At 64.1% G+C, this 23,243-nt stretch carries 15 protein-coding genes and 1 pseudogene; 3 read left to right on the forward strand and 13 right to left on the reverse strand.

The genetic code is table 11. From position 1 onward, the window contains the following. Positions 1–415 precede the first annotated feature (415 nt). Entirely contained in the window at positions 416–3,580 is a 3,165-nt protein-coding gene (locus QZX93_RS16315) for a DEAD/DEAH box helicase (protein ID WP_295385432.1), read from the reverse strand. A gap of 214 nt (positions 3,581–3,794) precedes the next feature. Here QZX93_RS16315 and QZX93_RS16320 point away from each other — a divergent pair, with 214 nt between their 5' ends. Further along, entirely contained in the window at positions 3,795–5,129 is a 1,335-nt protein-coding gene (locus tag QZX93_RS16320; protein ID WP_295385430.1) for a heterodisulfide reductase-related iron-sulfur binding cluster, read from the forward strand. Positions 5,130–5,340: 211 nt separating this feature from the next. Next, the gene (locus tag QZX93_RS16325; RefSeq protein ID WP_295385428.1) at positions 5,341–5,919 is read left to right on the forward strand and encodes a DUF3501 family protein; all 579 of its coding nucleotides are present in this window, start codon (positions 5,341–5,343) and stop codon (positions 5,917–5,919) included. 235 nt (positions 5,920–6,154) lie between these two features. Here QZX93_RS16325 and QZX93_RS16330 read toward each other — a convergent pair whose 3' ends face one another. From QZX93_RS16330 to QZX93_RS16350, 5 genes are all read right to left on the reverse strand, one after another. Further along, positions 6,155–7,462, reverse strand: a complete 1,308-nt coding sequence (locus QZX93_RS16330) for a replication-associated recombination protein A (RefSeq protein ID WP_295385426.1) — start codon at positions 7,460–7,462, stop codon at positions 6,155–6,157. A 242-nt stretch (positions 7,463–7,704) separates the two neighbouring features. Then, a complete protein-coding gene (gene lolA / locus QZX93_RS16335; protein WP_295385424.1) occupies positions 7,705–8,370 on the reverse strand; it encodes an outer membrane lipoprotein chaperone LolA in 666 nt (221 codons plus the stop codon). Between the two features lie 5 nt (positions 8,371–8,375). Beyond that, a complete protein-coding gene (locus QZX93_RS16340) occupies positions 8,376–10,967 on the reverse strand; it encodes a DNA translocase FtsK (RefSeq protein WP_295385422.1) in 2,592 nt (863 codons plus the stop codon). A gap of 581 nt (positions 10,968–11,548) precedes the next feature. Then, positions 11,549–12,055, reverse strand: coding sequence for a type IV pilin protein (locus QZX93_RS16345; protein ID WP_295385420.1), 507 nt, complete (start codon positions 12,053–12,055; stop codon positions 11,549–11,551). Between the two features lie 135 nt (positions 12,056–12,190). Next, entirely contained in the window at positions 12,191–15,481 is a 3,291-nt protein-coding gene (locus QZX93_RS16350; RefSeq protein ID WP_295385418.1) for a PilC/PilY family type IV pilus protein, read from the reverse strand. 1,048 nt (positions 15,482–16,529) lie between these two features. Between QZX93_RS16350 and QZX93_RS16355 the strand changes: the two genes are divergently transcribed. Further along, positions 16,530–16,694, forward strand: a complete 165-nt coding sequence (locus QZX93_RS16355) for a hypothetical protein (RefSeq protein ID WP_295385416.1) — start codon at positions 16,530–16,532, stop codon at positions 16,692–16,694. A gap of 590 nt (positions 16,695–17,284) precedes the next feature. Here the strand turns inward: QZX93_RS16355 and QZX93_RS27425 are convergent. From QZX93_RS27425 to QZX93_RS16385, 7 genes and pseudogenes are all read right to left on the reverse strand, one after another. Beyond that, positions 17,285–17,728, reverse strand: a pseudogene (locus tag QZX93_RS27425) (VWA domain-containing protein); the annotation flags it as partial. 95 nt (positions 17,729–17,823) lie between these two features. Then, the gene (locus tag QZX93_RS16360; protein ID WP_295385414.1) at positions 17,824–18,315 is read right to left on the reverse strand and encodes a PilX N-terminal domain-containing pilus assembly protein; all 492 of its coding nucleotides are present in this window, start codon (positions 18,313–18,315) and stop codon (positions 17,824–17,826) included. A 4-nt stretch (positions 18,316–18,319) separates the two neighbouring features. After that, a complete protein-coding gene (locus QZX93_RS16365) occupies positions 18,320–19,462 on the reverse strand; it encodes a PilW family protein (RefSeq protein ID WP_295385412.1) in 1,143 nt (380 codons plus the stop codon). A gap of 71 nt (positions 19,463–19,533) precedes the next feature. After that, positions 19,534–19,989, reverse strand: a complete 456-nt coding sequence (pilV, locus tag QZX93_RS16370; RefSeq protein WP_295385410.1) for a type IV pilus modification protein PilV — start codon at positions 19,987–19,989, stop codon at positions 19,534–19,536. Between the two features lie 16 nt (positions 19,990–20,005). Next, entirely contained in the window at positions 20,006–20,683 is a 678-nt protein-coding gene (locus tag QZX93_RS16375) for a GspH/FimT family pseudopilin (RefSeq protein ID WP_295385408.1), read from the reverse strand. Positions 20,684–20,691: 8 nt separating this feature from the next. Next, on the reverse strand, positions 20,692–22,335 hold the full coding sequence (locus tag QZX93_RS16380) for a VCBS repeat-containing protein (RefSeq protein WP_295385405.1): 1,644 nt from the start codon (positions 22,333–22,335) through the stop codon (positions 20,692–20,694). Between the two features lie 234 nt (positions 22,336–22,569). Then, positions 22,570–23,016 (reverse strand): hypothetical protein, encoded by a 447-nt coding sequence (locus tag QZX93_RS16385; protein WP_295385403.1) that lies wholly within the window; start codon positions 23,014–23,016, stop codon positions 22,570–22,572. Positions 23,017–23,243: the final 227 nt, after the last annotated feature.

Below are 23,243 nucleotides of genomic sequence, written 5' to 3' on the forward strand. Positions count from 1 at the left end.
TGCGGCAACCCCAATCACTCAAGCCATGGTAACTGACGACAAGCGCCTTGACTTGGCACTCGACCGCGACCCCCCCGAGGTGTGCCGCGGCGGTGGTAAGCTGGATCGGCGCAGCTAGCAATGCCTTGACGTCCGCAAGTCGCGATGCGCAAGCAGCCGCGTAGTCCTCCACGCTCTTACCCCTAACACGAATAATTCGATTGAGTATTCCGCGATTGCTACATCGCGTCAAGATGAGAAACGACGGATGCAGTCGTGGATCGCTCGACAGCACATTTCCCAGGCTCGCCCCCCCGGGAACTCCCGTGCAGTATACACAATCGTCTCTCACCGAAATTGAGCCCATTCGTTGCGCCCCCCCCTGCACGGGACTCGCGGATGAGTAAGCTGCGTCTTACCCATCGGGAGCACGGGCTCAGGCTGCCGCACTACCTTCGACAAAGGCCGCGCTCTCCTCCGCCAGTGCCCGCAGCAGCCCATCGGGCACTCCATCGGCCCCTTGGCCGAGTGCCAGGGCGCGCATCAGGAGTGCGGCCTCATCCTGGGTCAGGACGCCCCGCGGCAGGGCCTCGGCAAAGACCCAGACGCCGGCCTGAGCCGGCGAAGGCGGGGCCTCCTGGCCGGCACGCAGCGCCGCGGCGGCCAACAGCGCGCCGACCAGCAGGTCCATGGCGGCGGCGGGACAGGCCTGGCCGATGAGGACCTCGGCGCCGCGGAGCTTTTCCCGCGCTTGGCGCAACAGCCGCGGTTCGGCGGGGGGCTGGGCGATGTCGGCAGTCGCCTGCTCGGCATCGAACAGGGTGCTGGCACCGGCCACCGGGGAGGCGGCGCCCAGACGGCTCAGACTGCCCAGGGTGCGGCGGTCGATGAGCGCGACCGGGATGGGGCCGGGGATGGCAGCGGCGGCGCGGTCGGCCAGGTCGTCGACCTGGTCGAGGACGACCAGCAGGCCGCCACCAGCACCCAGGATGCGTTCGATCCGCGCCCCGAAGGCGGACTCGACGGCGAGGATGGCGTCGCGGATCGCCTCCTCGGCCTCGTCCGGAAGCGGCTCCGCCAGGGGTTCGGGCACGGCGCGAACGACAGCAGCCTCGTCGGCATCGGGGGGTAATTCCGCTACCAAGAGGTCCGCGGCAAGCCCCTCCCCCACCTCTGCGACGGCCTCGGCCGCCGCTGCGTCGGTCGCCTCAGACTCGGTTTCCGCCTTGCCGCCGACCAAGCCCGGACTCTCCGCCAGGTCCTGGGCCAGGATCTCCAGCAGCTTGCGCGAGACACCCACGACGTCCTCGCTGGCATTCGGGTCCACCACGTTGTCGAACAGGTGGCGCTTGCCGCCGACCAGCTCCAGCACCCGCCCCTCGTAGGAATCCGCGGCGACCAGGAGCAGGATCTGCACCCGCTCGGTCTGGCCCAGGCGGTGGATGCGCCCGATACGCTGGTCGAGCACGGCCGGATTCCAGGGGATGTCCAGGTTGATCAGCACCGAGGCGGCCTGGAGGTTGAGCCCCACGCCTCCGGCATCGGTGGAGATGAAGACCTGGGTGGCGGGGTCGTCGCGGAAGCGGTCGATCAGCGCCCCGCGTTTGTCCGTGGGCACACCCCCGCGCAGACGCACGCAGCCCAGACCCATGGCCCGTACCCGCTGCTCGACCATGCGGGTCATCTGCTCCCACTGGGAGAAGATCACGGCCTTCTGGCCGGACTGGAGGCAGAGATCATCGAGCAGATTGGCCAACTCGTCGAGCTTGGGCGAGCCCGCGGTCTCCTTATCCACCAGGCCGGCGGCGTCGCAGGCCATGCGCGCCTCTTGCAGGGCGGCGAGCAGGCGCTTGGTCTCGGCGGGGGTCAGTGGCCGCCGTCTGGCAATCTGGGCCAAGATGCGGGCATTCTGGAGTGCGGCACCGTGCAACTCCACCTGAGTGGCGTCCATGGGGATATCCAGGCGGCTTTCGATGCGCTCAGGGAGTTGGTCGCGCACCAATTGGCGGTCGCGCCTGAGCATCACCGGGGCCAGGCGGCGGCGCAGTTCCGACAGGTTGCGGTAACCCAGGACCTTGCCGCGCTCGTCGGTGATATGAAAATCCACCAGATAGCGCCACAGCGGTCCCAACACGCGGTGGTCGACCACCTGCATCAGGCTGTAGAGGTCCTCCAGACGATTCTCCAGCGGGGTGCCGGTGAGTACGAAGGCATAGCGCGAGGGGATGCGCTTCACCGCGGCGGCGAGCTTGGTACGCCAGTTCTTGATGCGCTGCGCCTCGTCCAGGATCACCAGGTCCGGGCGCAGGGTCTCGTTGATGACTGAAACGTCGCGCAAGACCAACTCATAGTTGATGATGAAAAAGCTGCGGCCCTCCCGATACTGGACCGCCCGCCCGGCCGCCGGCCCGCCCACCACGCGGGTCTCCTGACCGGTGAAACGCTGGATCTCGCGCGCCCATTGCGCCTTGAGGGAGGCCGGGCAGATCACCAGGATGCGCTCCACCTCGGCGCGCTGGCGCAGCCACGCCGCGGCGGCGATGGCCTGAAGGGTCTTGCCCAACCCCATGTCATCCGCCAGCAGTGCGCGCCCCCGCGCAACCAGAAAGGCTACACCGTCCACCTGGTAGGGATAGAGCCGGGCCGTCACCCCCGGGAGCCGGCCGCCCCCGGCGCGGATCGCCTCGCCCAGGGTGCGCGCTCGCTCGCCCTGGGCCGCCTGCTCGGCCAGGCGGCGGGCATAGTCCAGGGCGTCCGCGCCCAGGTCGATGTCGGCCCGGTCGGCGACCCGTTCGGCCAGGCGCAGGAAGTCCTCCGGCAGGCGACGGCAGAAGACCCCGGACGCATCGAAATGATCGTCGAGCAGGCGGGCCAGGTCGCCATCCATGAAGGTCGCCCGGTGCAGGCGGATGCGCGGGGCCGGGTCCGACTCCCAGTCCAGCCAGACGAAGGGCGCTGGCGACTGCTGTTGCCGCAGTTGGCGGAAATCGCGGCGCTTGCCGATACGGTGCAGCACCGCCTCGATGTGCTTACAGGTGCCCAGTCGATTGCTGGCAAAATCCGGGCAGGTGCAGTAATTCGCACGGCGGGTCAGCGAGCGGATATGGACCCGATAGCCGACCGGCACATGGGTGGATGAGGCGATGGAGCGCGCACTCCAGGCGCCGAATGCGAGATCGCCGGAGAGGTGCTGGACCTGCACCTCGGTGCGCCCGCGCTTCACCCGCTCGTCGATCGCCCCCGCCGCCGCCCCCAGCAGTTCCCGCGCCCCCGCGCCCCGATCCGCCCAGGCGAAGAGGGCCGCCAGGGCGTGGACGCAGGGCGAACCTGATTCGGCGGGACAGGCGCAGTGGGTCGCCAGGTTCCCCGCGTCGTCGCAGGTGAGCTCCAGGGAGACCTGCTCCTCGGTCGCCTCGTCCTCCACCGTCGCCCACAGGCGCTCGCCCTCACGATCCACCGCGACGACCCGGGCGTCTTTGAAGTGACGCAGCCCGGCGCGGACCCGCTCGGCCGGGGCCAGGGACTCCAAGCGCTCCTGGTCGAACAGGAAGGGGTCCGGAGTGACTTCGGGGGCCCCGGCGGGGGCGTCGCTTGAGTGCATTCGGGTGGCCTGCGCGGCGGTTAACGGTGGCGCAATCTTACCAGTACGCCGCCGCGCTCGGGCAGTGCCGCAACCATAAACGGGACGTCGCGATGGGCCATCACGATCAAAGCGATCCGTCCTACCCATTGGGCGAGCGTCGCCGGTGTCCCCATAATTGGCGGGTAAACCATGGCATTGCCCGGCACACCGCGACCCCCAGGAGTTACCGCCCATGTCTGCACCCCGCGAGGGCAGCCTCGAGGCCCCGACCCGCCACCCGCTCGACTGGCAGAACCCGCAGTTCTATGACCAGGGGGCGCTGTTGGAGGAGATGGAGCGGGTCTTCCACATCTGTCACGGTTGCCGACGCTGTGTCAGCCTGTGCCAGTCATTCCCGACGCTGTTCGACCTGGTGGACTCCGCGGAGTCCATGGAGGTCGACACCGTGGCCAAGGCGGATTACGGCAAGGTGGTGGACCATTGCTACCTGTGCGACCTGTGCTACATGACCAAGTGTCCCTATGTGCCGCCCCACGAGTGGAACCTGGACTTCCCCCACCTGATGCTCCGGGCCAAGGCGGTCAAATACCAACAGGGCAAGATCAAAGTCCGCGACCGGGTGCTCACCAGTACGGATCGCGTGGGCCAGCTCGCCGGCATCCCCGTGGTGAGCACGGTGGTGAATGCGGCCAACCGCAATGCCCCCGCCCGCCGCGCGCTCGAGGCGGTGCTCGCGGTCCACCGCGAGGCCCGGATTCCGCAATACCGCAGCCGCACCCTGCGCCGGTCTGAAGCGGGGCGCATCGGCCGGGCGGCCACCGGCGAGCCGGCAGGCGGCACCACCGGCAAGGTGGCCCTGTTCGTCACCTGTTATGGCAACTACAACGAGCCAGCGCTCAACGACGACCTGATTGCGGTCTTCGAGCACAACGGCATCCCGGTCGCACTGGCCCGCCAGGAGCGCTGTTGCGGGATGCCCAAGCTCGAACTCGGCGACCTGGAGGCGGTGCGCGCGGCCAAGGAGGTCAACATCCCGGCCCTCAAGGCACTGGTGGATCAGGGCTGGGACCTGGTGGCGACGATCCCTTCCTGCGTGCTGATGTTCAAACAGGAACTGCCGCTGCTGTTCCCGGACGACCCGGACGTGCTGGCGGTGAAAGAAGCAATGTACGATCCATTCGAATATCTGACGATCCGCCACCGCCACGGCAAGCTCAGGCTCGACTTCAAACAGCCGCTCGGCCGCGTGGTCTATCAGGCGTCCTGTCACCAACGGGTGCAGAATATCGGCCCCAAGACCCGCGAGGTGCTGGCCCTGGTGCCGGAAACCCAGGTCGAGATCATCGAGCGCTGCTCGGGCCACGACGGCACCTACGCGGTAAAGACCGAGTCATACCCCTTCGCGATGAAGATCGTGAAACCGGTGGCGGCCCGGGTCGAGAAGGCCGCGCCCGACCACTTCGGGAGCGATTGCCCGATGGCCGGGGCGCATATTGCACATGCACTGGGGCAGGACGGGCGCCAGCAACACCCATTGAGCCTCCTGCGCCTGGCCTATGGGCTTTGAGCCCGTAATCCTAGCAAGAGCGGTTCTCACGCCAAGGCGCCAAGCTCGCCAAGGTTTTTCAAAACCTTATTGACGTTCGGCCACTCACCCGCACGGTGATGCCGATGCTGCGCACATCTCGTTGTTTCTTCTTGGCGTCTTGGCGCCTTGGCGTGAGCAAGTACCGGAATTCCGGTGAGAGATATTTTTCACAGAATCAGCAGAGCAGACCATGAGACTAACCCGCGCCGACCTGTATAGCCTTGAGGAATACGCCGAGTGCCGGGCAGACTTCCGCGCCCGGGTCATGGCCCACAAGCAGGACCGCCAGGTACCGGTCGGTCCCCACGCCACACTCTATTTCGAGGACCGCCTGACGATGCAATACCAGGTCCAGGAGATGCTGCGCGCGGAGCGGATCTTCGAGGCCCGGGGCATCCAGGAGGAGTTGGACACCTACAACCCGCTGATCCCGGACGGGCGCAATTGGAAGGCGACCTTCATGATCGAATACACCGACGTGGACGCGCGCCACGCGGCCCTGGTGCGCCTGCGCGGGATCGAGGATCGGGTGTGGGTCCAGGCGGGCGGCGACCGGGTCTATGCCGTGGCGGATGAGGACCTGGTGCGGGATGACGCCACCCGGACATCTGCGGTCCATTTCCTGCGCTTTGAACTCACCGCCCGGGTGGCAGAGGCGGTCAAGGCGGGGGCGGCGCTCACCGTCGGGATCGACCACCCCCAATACAGTCACCAGGTCGAACCGGCGGCGCGGGTGCGCGATTCATTGGCGGCGGACCTGAGCGAATAGGTCGCCTTTCAGGCCAGACCGGACGCGGAGCGCCCGCACGGCGTTCCCACGCAGGAGCGTGGGAACGAGAAGAAATTCGGGAATTGCTCACGCCAAGGCGCCAAGCTCGCCAAGAAATACAATACGGCAAACCCACTATCCCGATCACCCGCCGGGTGACTGACCCAACACTGATAACGCACTAAGAAACCTTGGCGAGCTTGGCGCCTTGGCGTGAGAACTGCCCTTCTTGCGCTCACCCACCCCCGCGGGCCGCCCGGTCCAAGGCGCGCAAGCGCTCCAGCTTCTCGGCGATACGGATCTCCAGCCCCCGGTCGGTGGGCTGGTAATAACGGCGCTCGCCCATGGCCGCGGGGAAATAGCGCTCGTTGGCGGCATAGCCCTCCGGCTCGTCGTGGGCATAGCGATAGGCGCGCCCATAACCCAATTCCTTCATGAGCCGGGTGGGGGCATTGCGCAAATGGACCGGCACCTCCGCCGTACCGGATTGGCGCGCATCGGCCAGTGCGGCATTCCAGGCGAGATACACGGCGTTGCTCTTGGCCGCGCAGGCCAGATAGACCGCCGCCTGGGCCAAGGCCAGCTCACCCTCGGGCGAACCCAGACGCTCCTGGGTCTCCCAGGCGTCGACCGCCAGGGCCAGTGCGCGTGGATCGGCATTGCCGATGTCCTCGCTGGCCATACGCACCAGCCGGCGCGCAATATAGAGCGGGTCGCAGCCGCCGTCGATCATGCGCGCCAGCCAATAGAGCGCGGCGTCCGGGCTGGAGCCGCGCACCGACTTATGCAGCGCCGAGATCTGGTCGTGAAAAAGGTCCCCGCCCTTGTCGAAACGGCGCAGCGAGCCCGCCATCACCTCCGCCACCGCCCCGGCCCCGATCGACCCGCCGGCGCTCAATGCGGCCGCCAGCTCCAACAGATTGAGCGCCCGACGGGCATCGCCGTCGGCGGACTCCGCCAGCAGCCGGGCGCCCTCGGCGGACAGTTGCAGACCCTGGGCGCCCAACCCACGCACCGGATCGGCGAGCGCGCGCCGCAGGATCGCCGCGATCTCGTCCGGCATCAGCGGTTTGAGTACATAGACCCGGGCGCGCGACAGCAGCGCGTTATTCAGCTCGAATGAGGGGTTCTCGGTGGTGGCCCCGATAAAGGTGAGCGTACCGTTCTCCACATGGGGCAGAAAGGCGTCCTGCTGACCCTTATTGAAGCGATGCACCTCATCGATAAAGAGCACGGTGGCGCGGTCCTCCAAGCGGCGCAGGGCCTGCGCCTGCGCCACTGCCTCGCGGATGTCCTTGACCCCGGCCAGCACCGCCGAGAGGTTGAGGAAATGGGCGTCCGAGCGCGCCGCCACCAGCCGCGCCAGGGTGGTCTTACCGGTGCCGGGCGGCCCCCAAAAGATCATCGAGTGCAGCCGGCCGCTATCGATGGCCTGGCGCAGCGGCTTGCCCGGGGCCAGCAGGTGCCCCTGACCGGCAAAGCCATCGAGGTCGGCCGGCCGCATCCGGTCGGCGAGCGGGGCCGCCGTGGTATCAACGGGCATCGACAATCATCCTAAATCCACCAATGACTCACGCCAAGGCGCCAAGCTCGCCAAGCAATAAGACCGCTGGTCCGCACAGCGGACCCTACGGGCACGGCGCAAGCCGTAGGGTCCGCGGTGCGAACCGATCGTCGCTGGCGGCAATGATGATCAAGGCCGGACACATAGCACAACGCGAATAACAAACCCGAAACCCTTGGCGGGCTTGGCGCCTTGGCGTGACAATTTCTCTTTCCTGGGCATCAATCGAATGAGAGGAAATCCCCGCCGGTCTTTTCATTGAACTTGAACAGCGCCGCGTCCAACGCCGGGTTGCGCTTGGCAGCGGAGAAGTTGAGCCGGGTGTCCTGCCCGAAGCTGTCCTGCATGATCATGCTCTCCAGACCGGCCGCCCCAAACCCCAGCTCGATACGCACCACCTCGGTATCCGCCGCCTTGGGGGTCAACTCCACCCAGTCGCGCCCGTCGCTACTCTCAATATCGCGCAGGCTAAAGTCGCGCTCCACCGGGGTATCGTTGGCCAACAGCAGGGCCGGGGTGCCGCGCAGGGCCTTGTCCTGGCTTTGGTGCGAGACCTGATCCAGATCCAGGTCATGCAGATAGACCCGCTTGCCGTCGGCGATAATCACCTGCTTGTTCGGGGTCTCGTACTCCCAGCGGAAGCGCCCCGGGCGTTGCAGATAGAAGGTCCCGCGACCCTGCATCATGCGCGTGCGGTCGCCGTTGAAGGTGGTCTGCTCAAAATTCGCCTGGAGACTGTGCAGGCCCTTCAAAAAGGCCGTCAGGCGCTGCGTGCCGTCCGCGGCGGCGGGCGCGGCCAACCCCAGGCCGAACAGGGCGGACAACAGCAGGACGACGGCGCCAAGGCGTCCGTGCGAGTGCGCGGCGCCGCGGTGGGTATGGGGCATAGGGGTCAATCCTCGCGGGCGGAAGGGGGTGCCAGCACTTCGCGGTTACCATTGGTCTCCGCTGGGCCGACGATGCCGATGCGCTCCATCTCCTCGATCATGCGCGCGGCGCGGTTATAACCGATCTTCAATCGGCGCTGTACGCCAGAGATGGAGGCGCGCCGGCCTTCCACAACGATCTGCACCGCCTCGTCGAACAGCGGGTCCGCGTCTTCCACATCCCCGCGCGGCTCCGGATCGATCCCCGGCAGCAACTCCTGCGGCTCGCGCAGGACGTCGTCGAGATAGTCCGGGCCGCCCTGGGCCTTGAGGAAATTCACCACGTTGTGGACCTCGTGGTCGTCCACGAAGGCGCCGTGTACGCGCTGCGGGATGTTGCCGCCCGGCGGCAGATAAAGCATGTCGCCGTGGCCGAGCAGGGTCTCGGCACCCATCTGATCGAGCACGGTACGCGAGTCGATGCGGGAGCTGACCTGAAACGAGATACGGGTCGGGATGTTGGCCTTGATCAACCCGGTCAACACGTCCACCGAGGGCCGCTGGGTGGCCAGCATCAGATGGATACCTGAGGCACGCGCCTTCTGGGCCAGGCGGGCGATCAACTCCTCCACCTTCTTGCCCACCACCATCATCATGTCCGCCAGCTCGTCGATGATGACCACGATATAGGGCAGGTGCCCGATGGTCGGCACCGTCACCCCCGGCTCGGCGGCAAACTCGGCGGCCAGCAGCGGGTCGCGCAACGGCTCACCGGCCGCCTCCGCCTCGGCCACCTTGCGGTTATAGCCGCCGATATTGCGTACCCCCAGCGCGGCCATCAGCCGATAGCGCCGCTCCATCTCGCCCACGCACCAGCGCAGGGCATTGGCCGCCTCCTTCATGTCCGTCACCACCGGTGTCAACAGGTGGGGGATGCCCTCGTAGATCGAGAGCTCCAGCATCTTGGGATCGACCATGATCAGGCGCACGTCGCGGGGTCCATCCTTGTAGAGCAGGCTCAGGATCATGGCATTGATGGCCACCGACTTGCCCGAGCCGGTGGTGCCGGCGATCAGCGCATGGGGCATCTTCGCCAGATCCACCACCACCGGCTCGCCCGAGATATTGCTGCCGAGCGCCAGGCTCAACGGCGACTTGGCGTCCTGGTAGGCATCCGCGCCCAGGATCTCGCTCAAGAACACGGTCTCCCGCTCCTCGTTGGGGATCTCGATACCGATCACCGACTTGCCCGGGATCACCTCCACCACCCGCACGCTGATCTTCGACAGCGCACGCGCCAGGTCCTTGGACAGTCCGGTGATCTTGCTGGACTTGGTGCCCGGCGCCAGTTGCAACTCGAACAGCGTGACCACCGGCCCCGGATAGGCCGCCACCACCTGGGACTGGACCCCGAAGTCCTTGAGCTTCACCTCCACCAGGCGCGACAGGTCCTCGATCTGCGCGTCCGAATAGCCCCGGCCGGTCTTGCGCGGCGGGTCCAGGAGATCGAGCGGCGGACGCGTCAGCTCCCCGCCCACGGACGCCGGATCGGCGCGCGGGGGCAGCGGCGGCGCGCGCCGCGGCACCTTCTGGAGCCGCGGCACCTCCTTGGGCACCGGACGCTGGTCCTTCATCAGATCGGAGAGGGTCAAGACCGGATCGGGCGGCGGCGCCGCGACCCGGTCGGCAACGCCCCCGGCGACGGCATCGGGATCGCTGTCGGGATCGAAGTCGGTATCGAAGTCGGGGGCCGCGACCGGGCCGGGCCGGGGCGCCGCCCGGATCACCGGCGGCGGCGGCGCCTCCGCCACCGGCGCGGGCAGCGGCCGGTTTCCGGGGCGGGGGATCGGCCGCGCCACCGGCTCGGCCGACCGCTCCCAAGCGTCGGCGTGCGCCGCGCGCTCCGCCGCCAGTTCGTCGGGATCGATCAGATTGAGGTCCGCCGGCAGCTCGGCAAGACCGAAGGCGTTGCGGCGTCGATCCAGAGACTCAAACCACTCCGCGAGTGTACCCCGAATGGCACGCGCACCCGCCAACAGGCCATCGCCCAAGGTGTCCAGCAGGGCCAGCCAGGAGACCCCCGAGAACAGCGTGAACCCCACCAGCAGCACCCCGCCCAGCAGCACCTCGGACCCGGCGCCGAACCGCTCGCGCAGCAGCAGGCTCACCGCCTGCCCCAGCCCGCCGCCGCCGCCGTTGGCCAAGTCCGCACCGAGGGCGGCGAGGTGCATGGTGGCAAAGCCGCAGCCCGCGCCCAGGGTCAGCACGAAGCCGATCCAGCGCAGCGCCAGCAGCCAGGTCCGCGGGCGCGCCTCCTGGGGGTTGCCACGGAACACCACCCAGGCGCTGAAGGCCAGCATCAGCGGAATCAGGTAGCCGAAATAGCCGAACAGGTAGAAGCTCACATCGGCAAACCAGGCCCCCGTGGGGCCGCCGATGTTGGTCACGCCAGCGGTCTCACCGACATAGGACCAGCCCGCATCCTGCGGGTTGTAGCTCGCGAGCGACAACACCAGATAGAACGCCACACACATCAGCGCCCACATGGCACCCTCGCGGAGCGCCCGCTCGACATAGTCGCTAAAGGTCAACTGTCCGCTGCGCGTCGCCTGAGCCATCACCCACCCCCGCCGAAAAATAAGGCGGGCATTATAGCCTTACCGTGAAGGTCGCGCCGGGAGCGCGCTCCAACTCTCCCCCCCTCGTGGGGGAGGGTTGGGGCGGGGGGAGTCTAAACCTAGAAAAAGCAGTTATCACGCCAAGGCGCCAAGCCAGCCAAGCCCGCCAAGGTTTTTCAGTGTGTTCTCAGTGCCGGGCCATTGACCCGCCAGGCGATCTGGATGCGCGGCCTATCTTGCTGTCTTTCTTGGCGAGCTTGGCGCCTTGGCGTGAGCAATTCCCGGACTTCTCTCGCTCCCACGCTCCAGCGTGGGAGCGAGGCCGGACGCTCCAGCGTCCGATCGGTCAGGCCGCTGGAGCGGCCAAGCTGCATTCCCACGCTGGAGCGTCACTGCCATTAAGTTAAGGATTTCCCGTTCGCCCTGAGCTTGTCGAAGGGTGAACGGGAAATCATTAACCGACTGAAGTTAAGCCGTCCGTGGTTCGACAAGCTCACCACGAACGGCTTAACTTCATGGCATTGACGCCGGAGCGTGGGAACGAGAAGACCTCGTGCCCCGGTCGCGGCCGGGGGCCGCTCCTACTTCGACCAGCAATAGGGGCTGCCGCCGGTGGGAGAGCCATTGGCCGTGGTCCCGTTGGAGGTCGAATTCTTATTGTTCAATGAGTCCAGCGTCAGGCTGAAACAGGTCTTGCCCTGATCCTTGTCTTGCCTTTGATCGCCCTGGGCCGTCGCGGTGAGGATATAGCAGGCGGTACCGCCGCCGGCCGTACAGGTGCTGGCACCCGAGGCCACGGCGCCGAGCGCCGCCGTCAATGTGTAATAGCCATTGGGGCTGGTGACCGTCGCCCCAGTGGACATACCCAATCCGCCACTGCCGACGGTCGCGGTATAGGCGTTGTTGGCCGTATAGAAGCGCTCCTGCTGCTGGGCGGCATTCACCAGTAGCGCCCAGCCTTCCGCCCGCCGGGTCTTGCGCACCTGTTCGACATACATGGGATAGACGAGGGCGGCCAGGAGGCTCATCACCGTTATCGTCACCAACAGTTCAACCAGGGTGAAGCCCCTGGGGGCCTTGTCATTCATGCGCGATATCCTCGGTTTAACCACCGCCCGGCGGAACGGGGCAGACTCAATGAGCGTAGGAATGGGAAAAAGGACGCGGAGCGTCGGCCGTGCGTTCCCACGCCGGAGCGTGGGAACGAGAAGAATGAACGGCCGCTAACGGATCTGGCTCCACGATTGGCGGGGGGGAGTGCTGTTGCCACTGCTGCCGGATTCAAGAATAGGCATTACTCCGCCGGTTGAACCCGATAGAAATTTTTGATCTTTCCCGCGATCGTCGCAAGAGCACTCGGGGTCGTCGGGGGGGCAGCAGGGTAACCTCAGAATCGCCGGGGCGGTCGGTATACCCACGGTGGATTTCATACCTGAGGGCGATTGCGGCTGACCATTGACGGGGATCAGGTCGCTACTGTCGATCTTCCCATCGCCATTGACATCCCAGGGCGGCAGGCTGGGATCGAGCGGGGTACCGCAAATCGCCGACAGCTCCATCAACCACCCGGTGCCGCTCGACACTGTGGTGCAAGAATCGGCATTGGTACTGGCCAGCGGGACCAGCGTGGTAAAGATCACCCGATTGTTATTCAACAGCGGAAATGAAATGACGCGCTCGCCGGCGTCGGTCAGGTTCATCAACCACCCCTGATTCCCACAACCGTTGTTCGATGTGGTCCGGAAACTATTGCCGTTGATCGTGGTCGTGGAGGTAATGGTATGCGCAATCAGATTGCTGCGCGTCGTGGTGGCGCCGGTGCCGCTCGGCACCGCGGCGCCATTATCCCAGATCCCGTAAAAAGTCTGTGTCTGAGGGCTCGTCAGGTTATTGTCGGTCGACTCGAAATACTTACCCGTGCCGAAATAGACCATGTAGCCGCCGGTACGCCCAGCGGCGGTCGACTTCGCCAGACCGACCACCGGCCGGGAGGTAATGGGCTGGCGATGGGTCTGCTCACAGGGCAGGACCTCGTCATCGTCGCAGGCGACAAACAGCGGACTGCCGCTATTGGCCACCCCCCAACTGGCGGCGGTGCTGCCGGTGACATCGAACTTCCAGAGATTGCCTCGCAGGTCGCCGGCATAGATATAGTCGACGATCTTGTCGCCATCGACATCCGCGGCAAATGGCGTGGAGAGTCCGTTCGCATAGTTGGCGCCGGTGTTGACAAAGGCGCTCTCGTTCGTATTCACCGGATTGAGTGCCCGGATGATATGGCCATCGGCCACGCTCACAATATAGAGCACGGCCAGGTTATTGGCGCTCTGGTAGCCGTTGGCGAAGAGTGCCGCCCAGGACCCGTCATGCATGCGCACGATCGACGGCTGCGACAAGGTATAACCGAGATTGTGCTGGAATCCCCGCACGCCCGAGGTCCCCGAGGTATCCGTCGTCAGGTCCGCGGGGGTCGGGGCCTGGGTCGTGCTGACCTCCCACAACACATTGCTGCCGCTAAAATTGGAGGCAGTGCTGGTGGGGGTCCCAGGGTTTGTGATATCCAGTGCAAAGGCCGCTTGCGCGCCCGCGCCGGTGGTGCCGACCAGGACGGTATGCCAGGCACTGCCGAAATAGGCGTCCGCCGCGGCCGGCGCGCCATCGACGAAATAATGGTGGGCATAGCCGGTACTCGTGAGGTTCGCCAGGTTGGGATAGACCGCATCCGGCACATAGGCGACCTGCTCCTTGCCCGCGGCGGTCCCGGTGCCGGCATCGAAGCCATGCAGCATCCCATCGTTGGCCCCGACATAGATCATGGGACGCCGACCGCTGTAGGTACTGAGGAAGGTGCCATAGCTGCCGCCCTCGGGCGACAGCACGCCATAACCCCAATCGGGCGTCCCCACATAGACCGGACTCGAGTCGACGATATCGCCGAGCAGCCAGGGGTCCGGCGTCATGGACATATTGGTCAAGGGGTCCAGACGGGTGCGATTTCTCAAGATCAGCCCGGCCTTGAGTGACACGCAGGCCGCGTTGGCGGCATTGGCGGCGAGCGAACAATCGGTCCCGCCGGAGGCGATCAGGCGGGTCTCGCTCTGGCCGCTCGCCAAGACCCGCAGGGAATTGACCTCCTCATGGGTCTTGTCGCCGCGCAGCCAGTTCAACCGCCAGATGCCCTGATCGGTCGTGTTGGTTGCACAATTGCTGGTGCTGCCGATGCCCAGATAGGTCTTTTGGGTGGCACTCAGGTTGGCACAGCTAAAGACAGTCCCCTTGTTACTCGTGGCCGATGGGTTATAGGTGAGGATGGTGCGACCGCTCGACGAGGCGTTATAGACATTATTGGTGAGTGCGCCATCGTTGGGGATCAGCGTCGCGGCATTCCATTGCAAGTCGCCCAAGCCACCATAGCCACCCGACGATGCCACTAAATTGATGGGATAGGCGACCAGATCCCCATACCAATTGCCACTGTCGAACTTAGCCTGATAGATCAGCGAACTGCCGCTGGCCTGGGTGGAATTAGCGGCAACCGAGGCCGAGGAACCGATCTGGGCGGAGATGTTGCTGATGACGCTCGCCAGGGCCGCGGCCAGCGCGGTGGCGTCGGCGGCATAGTAGAATTTGCCGCCCCCGGCGGCGGCGGCCCGGGAGAAGACCGAGGGACCGCTTTGGCTCGGGTCGAGACTGGGATCGGCAAAGCCGACGCCATAGGTAATGACGTTATTCTTGGCGTTCGCCGCCTCCACCGCGGGGCGTCTCAAATCCGGTCGCAGGTCCATATCGTAGAGGGCCGCAGCGACATCGTCCAGATAGTCGCTGCCATTGTTGCCGCCCCCGGACTTGGCGTAATTGTACCCGACCTGGGTGCCGTTCTGGCAGGCCAGGTTATAGGTACCGGTGGTGGTGTTGCATTTCGTGCCGCTGGCGGTCAAGGCGAGATTGGGGAGTTGGATCGTATTGCGTGTGGCGTCGCATAGATGTTTGGTCGCACAATCGCCGGTGTAGTCCGCCAACAACGAACCGACGGTGCGGTCGCCATTCGGCAGACCGTCGCTGATCAGGATGGCAAAGCTCTTCTGGCAATAGTTCTGGATCGGGGCCGTGGCGGTGGTACAACCGGTGTCGTCGGTGGCAATCGTCCCGGGTAATTGCAGCGTCCCCTCGGAGAAACCGGTATTGGCCTTGAAATACCAATTGAGCTGATCGCCCCGATAAGGCCCCATGATATCGCCGCCGTTGTACTGCACCGTGTAATACAGACTGGGATTGAAGCATTGATTGCCCACGGTCAGGGTACCGCCGGTGCTGCCATTGTCGGTACCCGATGGACACTGAGCGACCGTACCGTTGCCGACCGGGATATCCAGGGTATCGACCACACAGGCGGCGCCGGTGCCGCTCGTGCAGTTGCAGGTGGCTGGGGCGACCGTGTTGCAGTCCTTACAGGTCACGTTGGGATTGCAGTCACTGTTGCCGGTGCAAGCCGCACCGGTGTTTGAGCAGCTCATATTGCGGCAGTTGCCGGAGCATTCGTTGCCGTTAGGGCAAGCAATGTTGTTGTTGCTCCAACAATAATGGTAGCCCTGACAGAGTCCGTCGTCGCACTGGTCCGCACTCGTACAAACCTTGCCATCGTTCGCACCGCTATTAGAGCAAATCTGCTTACCGGTAAAGCCGGTGCCACCGCACGTTGCCAAACATTGGGCATTGCTAGTACATGACTTCGTTTGGTTTGAGCAGATGCGAACACTTTGGCAAGTCCCTTGCCCCCAGCCGCAAGAATCACCCCACCAGTATATTACGCAGGAGGTATCTAACGCGTTCGAACATCTCAGGCTGGCGCTTTGACAGGTCGGATTCGGGGTATTACATTCGCTTGACTGCGTGCATGTCTTTGTTGGGTCGGTTGAGCAGACGTTATAGCTACCGCTACAGGCAAGACCGCCAACCTGGCAGTTTGAGTCGCCATTGCAGGAGGTAGTTAGACTGTTAGAACAGAAGTTTCTCGTGCTCTGGCTAGTACAATTCCCGAATGAGCAGTCGCTGCCGGTGCTGCAGGAATTGCTGGCATTCGAGCAGCTACCTGTACTGTTGGGTGCCCGGCAAGTCGCGGTATAGCAGCCGCTGTCGCCGGTGCATGAATTGGCGGTGTCGTTCGAGCAAAATTTGCCGGAGGTACTTCTGCAAAGCGCACCATTCCAACAGCTACATCTTGCGCAGGGATAGTAAGTATTACTGTAATCGCCTGGCGGATTGTAGGAAGTACCACTGATATTGTCTCCGGTATGCCAAGTACACGAATTTATGCTCGCGGCGGGGATGGCGTAATCGGTGTTATTTTTAGTATAATACCCGCCGCTGGTGCTGGTACATGCCGTGCTATTCCAATAATTGTTCGGACAGACTTGCTGCCCCTCCTGCGACGGCAGACAGCTACCGCCGCCGGCGGTACAGGTCTGGGCGCCGGTGCTGCCGGCATATTGCGCACAGACCCGGCACACACCATTATTTTTACCCTGGATATAGCAATTACTGGAACCGGGGGCGCAGGTCGTCGTGCCGCTGCTGCCGGCCATGAGCGAGCAGACGCCGGTGGTATCTGCGGTGGTCGTGAAAGACAGCAAATTACCCGTGGTGTTATTGGGGTCCGGCGGGGTGACCGTGGCGCTCAACGCCTGGCGTATCCCATTGACCGCCACCACGCTCGAACTGGTGGAGTAGGTGGAATGGGGGGAAGCGGTCACCTGGGTGGTCGCCGCGATGGCGGGAGAGCCGGCCGCATAACTGATGTCTTGCACGGTACCAGTGGTATTCGCCGTACAGGTCTGACAGGACGACAAGCCGCCGGTGCATTGGCAGACATTGAAATTGCGTTGGTCAGCGCAATAGGGCGCCGTGGTGCCGGTGCAAATGGTCGGCTGGGTGCCCACCACCAGCATCTGGATCGGCGGATAGGTGACGGTATCGGCGGCCAAGTCCAGGGTACTGGCCCCGCCGGCGACATAATTGGTGCAAGGACAGGGCGGGGTATAGGTCGTCAGGGTCCCGCCGACATTTACCTGGCAGCTTGCGCCACTCGCCGGGATGATACAGTTGTCGGGTACGATGACGGTGGTCGTGGTGGGACAGGTGCGAGGGACGGATTGGCTGGAATCGAAGCCGCTGGGACCGAGCCGCGGGGAACTACCCGAGGTCTTGGTAAAGGCCGCGGCAATCGTCTGCAGGCTGGGATTGCTCCCGGGGTGGAGCGTCACATTGCCCGTGTTGTTGCCGGTGGTGTAATAATAACCGATATCCAACAAGGCGGTCGCCAAAGGCGTGGCCGTACTAGCGGACAGACCGTTGATCGCGTTGTTAATTTTGGTTGCCTGACTGATTGTCTGAGAAGGGCGAGGCGTGGCGCTCAGTTCGTCCAATGGAATGACCAATCGGCCGCCATCGCTGGTGTTGCGATAAACCGCCAGCCCCATCCGGACGGTGGGCTGTGCCCCGCTCGCCGGAGTCAACTGGCTGACCATCGCAGTGGCGGCGGCCTTGGCGATACTCAGTCTAGTACCTTGCCTGGTCCCGTTGACCGTCACCGTGTTGGACATGGATCCCGAATTATCCACCATCAGCATGATATTTGGCTTGCCGGGGACGGTCGACAAATACAGCGGCATTTGCGCTATCTCCGCCTGGGGTCCGGCCGACACCAGCACCAGCAACAGGCTGGCCAGGAGGTTCAGGTATTTCCGAAACTGTGTGTTTTTCATGGAAATGGACCCTTGAATCTAAGGCTCGTAGATGGTCTGCAGGATGAAGTTCAGATAATTCCGCAAGTGTTCATCGCGTTTACCCGTTGGAACGATCAATGGCAATAGAGCGATTGCAGGATGGCGACGGCATCGGTCGCCGCCACGATACCGCGGGCGGTCACCCGGTACAAGGTGGCGGACTGACTGGGATCCTTCGGTTTGATGCCCAGGTCGCCCCCGCTCGTCCCACTGGACGGGCAGGTGCCGGCCATGAGCTCGACCACATAGCTCGCCTGGACATTGCCTCCAAGGCTCACGCTGGTACCGGTGTCGCTCCAGCCGAAGACGTTCTGCCAATAAGTTACAAGATCGTTGGTGCCAGTGGTGACCTGCGCGACGGTCGTCGGCGGCGTGGTCGAAGACACATAACGCTCGCCCGCGCGCAACGCCCCCTCGGCGGCTTGAAAGACGATATTGCGCTGATTGAAATTGCCGGCGATGTGCTCTTCTTGCGTGGCACTTTGCATGGCCGAGACCCCGATCAGGCTCAGTGCCAGCAGGAGCACCAGCGAGATCACCAGCACCGCACCCCGTGAGTCGGTCATGTCGCTAGCCCCCCGTCAAGCGGTTACGAATGCCTACGGTGGTGGCGAAGACCTGATAATAACGCCGGTCGGTCGCGGTACTGGTCCGGCCGAACTTGGCGGCGTCGCCGGTATCGGCCGGCCATTGATAGCTTTGGGGTTGCGGCACGATATTGTCCTCGAGCGTCGCCATCAGGAGTGAAATGCGCACCGCCAGCACGTTGTTCCAATTGACTACCGAAGTCGCATCGCGATAGATGTCGACCACACCGTCCGGGAGTCCGGTACCCAAGGGGTCGTTGACGATGGGGTCATCCTCGCCATAGAAAATTTGCATATCCTGGACCCCCTCAGTCACCTCCTGTGCCACCATGGCGCCGAGGATAAATTGCAATTGGTACAATGAATGGGGCAAGGCGCAGGCGCCGGTGCCGCAGGTGGCACTGTTGCCGATATAGAAGGCGGTGGGAATATAATCGCGCAGACCGATTTGAGCGGCGGGGGCCGAGCTACTGACGCTCAGGGTAGCGTCGCTATTTCCGGGGCACGTCTGTCCGGGGGGGCACGTCTGTCCGGAGCACGTCGTCGTCAGGCGCGTGTGCCCGACAGTATAATTTGGGGCAGTGGTCGAAACCGATGTGGCCTGGAAGAGCGACACATTCGAGGTATCGCAGGCAATGAGCAGATCGTATGGCTTCAGGGTCGCCCCAGAGGGTTTGGTGATCGAAGATAAGATGAGTGAGGTGGAGCCGTTAACTTTGACGGGGTAGCCGCCGTCGCCGCCGAGCGCAATCAGGGCATCGGTAGCGCCGATCCGCTTACCGCCGGTCACGGTAGTGAATTGGACATCAGGGAGGCAATCCGTTGACGGAAAGTCTTGTGTGCCATCGTAGCCCCTGATAGAGACCCCCGATGCGGCAGTGGCGCTCGTTGCAAAATTTTCCCACCAAACCGTTGAAGAATTATTTAAAAGATTTGTGATTGGCTGCTCCCGCGAACACCCGGTAAAGCCGGCCATGCGAATATTGCGTGTCACGATACCCAAGGCATAGCGGCCGTTCTCCTGCATCCGCGCGATGGCGGCATTGGACAGATAAATCCCTTTGCTGACGCTCACGATCTTAATCACCCCCAGGGTCAGGAAGACCCCCAGGGTCAGGGCCACCATGACCTCCACCAGCGAGAAGCCGGCCGCGACTGCAATCAAGTCTACACGCCGCCACTGACTTGGGTTCCTATTCATAGCCCGGTCACCGTGGTAAATTGCTGCACGGGCTGCTCACCGCGCGAATCGTCCCACTGCACGGTGACGGTGAATGTCGTGCCGTTGCGGGTAATCTCACCCGTGCCCTGGGGAAGCCCACAGCCCAAGGCCTTACGCCACAGGTCGCGGTCTTGGGCGGCAATACTGGCGGTCGCCAGCGCACTCACGGTCTGTGGACAGCTCACGGCGGTCGGCATACCGCTGTCATCATAGGCGCCCGCGAGTGCCGCCGCGCGGTTCGCCTGCATGCAATCGATGATGAAATAGGCCAGGTTGGTGGCTTGCGAGCGATAGACCGCGCTGGTGCCAAAGCGCATGCCGGTGGAGAGCAGTGCGGAGAGCCCCAGCAGGCCCACCGCCAGCACCACCAGGGTCACCAGCACCTCGACCAGGGTGAAACCGGATTCGTTGCTCATCTTGAAGGCGGCCATGGCGATACTCGACGACTCAGAAACACGGTGAAAGACTGTCGATGGCCAGGCAGTTCGTGTCCGGCGTACAATTGGCAAAGGTATCGCCCTTTCTGCACACATGGGCGTACCCGGTGTTGCCGATCGTCAGACGCTGGAGGCTCCCGCCGATCTCCGATTTATTGCAGACTTTATCATACATTTCAAGCCTGTAAGACACGGTCGAGGTTCGGTTTGTAGCGCCGAAAGCATTCTTGTACGCCACGCCATCGGACCCATAGACCAGAAATCCCATGCCGTTATCCACCACCATGGGGGCGCCCTCGAATGGCCCATGCTGGCGGATGACGATATCGCCGGTATTGACCGTCGAGCTGTTGTCGGCGTCGACAAACACGGTCCAGCCATTCTTCCAGCAGCCACCCCCGCAGGCACCGTTACCACCTTTCTTACAGACCTTGACGTCCCGACCGCGTTTGACCGCCTCGCTACGCGCCAGATTGATATCGCCGACCAGTTCGTTGAACTGGGTCGCCAGACGGTTACCCCGGATCATGTTGATGAAACTGGGGATCGCCACCACGGTCAGAATCAATACGATTGAAAGGGTGACGATCAGTTCGATCAGGGTCAGGCCGCGAAAGTCGCGCCAGGGGCGCGCCGACGGTGGCGACCCGCCGCCGCACCGAGAACCCTCACTGACGGTCTTTGACACGATGGGCATCAGGGCCGGGTATAGCTCTGGGTACTACTCGGCGGCGTCCATCCGCCGGCGTCGCCCTTCGCGAAGATTCGATAATAGTGCGTGGGACCCTTGATTTCGACACCGCGGGGCCGATAACACACCGTGGTGGTGGCGCCCTTATTCACGCAAGCGGCAGCGGTCAGGGTTGCTGGCATATCGACGTTGAGATGCGCGGGATCGGAGGGCCACCCCTTGGCCCAGATGCCCCAGCCGATGGTGCCGAATTGGTTATCCGCGGAGGTATAATGGATGGTATAATACTGAGTATTACCAAAATCCGGTGGATCGCCGATGGCACCGCTGTTGCGCGCCTGCGGGGTGATATGCATGGTGTCGCCGATGAAGGTCAACGACAGTGGCGTGGTGTTCAACCAGACATAGAGAAATTGGTTGAGATCGCTGGCCAAGAGGTCGACCTTGCCGTCCGCGTCGAGATCGGCCACGGCGAGATCGTTCACGCTGCTCCCGGCGGGGCCAATCCCAATCGTCGCTCCGGCGGCCTCAAATGAGCCGTCGCCATTGCCGTTCAACACCGTCACGCCAGGGCCGCCGAGACCGGCCGTGACCGCCACGGCGATGTCGGGCAGGGTGTCGCCGTTGAGATCGCCGACCGTCACCGCGACGGGCAGCAAATTAACGAACGGTTGCGCAGTGGACGCAAAGGCACCGCTGCCGTCGTTCGTCATGATGCTGACATCGCTGGTCGAATAGTTGGCGGTGACGACATCGTCGAGGCTATTGGCCGTATTAAAGCGCCCCACCGCCAGTTCCACCGGCGCGGTGCCGGGGACCGGGTAGGGGACTTGAGCGGCAAAGTTACCGGCGCCGTCATTCGTCAACACACTGATCGAGTTCGCGGATTGGTTGGCGGTGACGATGTCGAGCACGGTCGTGCTATGGGCATGGGCGAGCGCCACCGAGACCGGGCCTGTGTCCACCGCAAGGATACGCGACGCGACCGGGGTCTTGAAGGTGCCGTCACCGTTACCCTCCAATACGGTGACGCTGTTCGACGCAAAATTGGCCGTCACGATGTCCAGTATGCCATCGCCGGTGACATCGCCCAGCGCCACCCCGCGCGGGCCGGTGGCCGCGGTTACACCGTCGGTAAGGCCGTAGGCGACCGGGACCTCGAAGGTCCCGTTGCCGTTGCCTAAGAGCACGCTGACTGTGCTGTTGGTTTGGTTGACGGTCACGATGTCAACTCGCGGGTCAGGAGTTGGGGGGGCGGGGGGGGCGGGGAGAGGGAAGGCCACGCGAAGCTGGCCGGTCGCCACATGGTAGGGGCCGAGCCCGAATGGCAGGGTGATCAGCGTCCCCGCCCCCGGTGTGGGGACGACGAAGGTCCCATCGCCATTGCCGAGCCACACCTCCACCGTATTCGCGCTAGGATCGACGCTGACCAAATCGGCCGCGCCCCCGCCCGTGAACACGCCAGTGGCGATGCCGCGGGGGACGTTGACCGTCGGCAATGACGAGAGCGGGGATGTCGCCGCATCCGTCCCGGTAACGGTCGGGCCGGTGGCCGTCGCGAGACCCGGGGCGCCGAGCAGGGCGCTTACCGCGAGCCATGAGGCCCGATGACGCCACTGAGCCTGAGAACGGACTGTTTCACTTGTCATGGCAGCGTCATCTCCTGATGATGGTTGAACGGCTTCGGTTTTCCGCACTAAAAGTCAGCATCTCGCGGCCCTGACAAGCCGCTTAGCAGTCATCGAGCGGCGGCCCGGCCCCCGCACCGCGAGCGGGCCGTCGCGGCGATGGCAGGCGCCTTGGCTCGCGGGGAGCCCGGCCGCGGACACGGAGTCGTGACTTTGGCCACCGAGACAAGATATCAAGCCCCGTCGCGGGAGGGTTCAAAGCTCCAGCAGCGTCGCCATGGTGTGATAAAAGGCATCGAGCCAGGGCTCCGGCCGATCGAACTGCCAGGATTGCGGTTGCGCGGTCCTGGTCTGGCGCGAGCTGACATACAGGATCTTGCCGTCCCAGGTCAATTCCACCGCATAGGAGGCCTGACCGCCGGGGATGTGCAGGGTGAGGCCGCAGGGGTAACGCTCCCCGCCCAGCACCCCGGCGACCAGTCCCCGCGCGCGATCGGGCCGGCGCAGATAGTCGTCCGGCCAGATTTCTTTGAGCACATCGATCCGGACAAAGCTGCCCTCGACATCGGCAAACGCCTTAAACAGCGGCGCCGCCGCCGCCTGTCGCCGCTGCGCCAACTCCTGCGCCGAGTCCTTACCGCGGGCCGCGGCGGCCTGCCGACGCTGTGCCTCTGCCTTGATTCTACTCAACGTGTCATTCATGGCGTATCGTTTTAGCCCCCATCGATTCGGGGGACCTCCTGAAAGTTTATGGTCCTAGCTGCCGGCGCCCTCGCCCGCCGCACCAACGCCACTGAAACAATAGCGTTGGGGCTCTCGACATCGCCGATTATCACAAGAACGACCGCCCTGCCGCAAGTGCGGGCGACCCCGCCGGGCCGCTCGACGCCGCCCCGGCCGAAAAAACCTAAGATCCTGTAGCAATATGA

Source organism: uncultured Thiodictyon sp., assembly GCF_903946935.1.
Taxonomy (GTDB): Bacteria; Pseudomonadota; Gammaproteobacteria; order Chromatiales; family Chromatiaceae; genus Thiodictyon.

What these genes read in the sequence shown, in the direction of transcription:
- QZX93_RS16330 (WP_295385426.1), bottom strand. Translation starts at nt 7,462, where the DNA reads ATGCCCGTTGATACCACGGCGGCCCCGCTCGCCGACCGGATGCGGCCG.
- QZX93_RS16360 (WP_295385414.1), bottom strand. Translation starts at nt 18,315, where the DNA reads ATGACCGACTCACGGGGTGCGGTGCTGGTGATCTCGCTGGTGCTCCTG.
- QZX93_RS16325 (WP_295385428.1), top strand. Translation starts at nt 5,341, where the DNA reads ATGAGACTAACCCGCGCCGACCTGTATAGCCTTGAGGAATACGCCGAG.
- QZX93_RS16350 (WP_295385418.1), bottom strand. Translation starts at nt 15,481, where the DNA reads ATGAGCTGCTCAAACACCGGTGCGGCTTGCACCGGCAACAGTGACTGC.
- QZX93_RS16365 (WP_295385412.1), bottom strand. Translation starts at nt 19,462, where the DNA reads ATGGTGGCCCTGACCCTGGGGGTCTTCCTGACCCTGGGGGTGATTAAG.
- QZX93_RS16380 (WP_295385405.1), bottom strand. Translation starts at nt 22,335, where the DNA reads ATGACAAGTGAAACAGTCCGTTCTCAGGCTCAGTGGCGTCATCGGGCC.
- pilV (WP_295385410.1), bottom strand. Translation starts at nt 19,989, where the DNA reads ATGGCCGCCTTCAAGATGAGCAACGAATCCGGTTTCACCCTGGTCGAG.
- QZX93_RS16320 (WP_295385430.1), top strand. Translation starts at nt 3,795, where the DNA reads ATGTCTGCACCCCGCGAGGGCAGCCTCGAGGCCCCGACCCGCCACCCG.
- QZX93_RS16315 (WP_295385432.1), bottom strand. Translation starts at nt 3,580, where the DNA reads ATGCACTCAAGCGACGCCCCCGCCGGGGCCCCCGAAGTCACTCCGGAC.
- QZX93_RS16340 (WP_295385422.1), bottom strand. Translation starts at nt 10,967, where the DNA reads ATGGCTCAGGCGACGCGCAGCGGACAGTTGACCTTTAGCGACTATGTC.
- QZX93_RS16345 (WP_295385420.1), bottom strand. Translation starts at nt 12,055, where the DNA reads ATGAATGACAAGGCCCCCAGGGGCTTCACCCTGGTTGAACTGTTGGTG.
- QZX93_RS16385 (WP_295385403.1), bottom strand. Translation starts at nt 23,016, where the DNA reads ATGAATGACACGTTGAGTAGAATCAAGGCAGAGGCACAGCGTCGGCAG.
- lolA (WP_295385424.1), bottom strand. Translation starts at nt 8,370, where the DNA reads ATGCCCCATACCCACCGCGGCGCCGCGCACTCGCACGGACGCCTTGGC.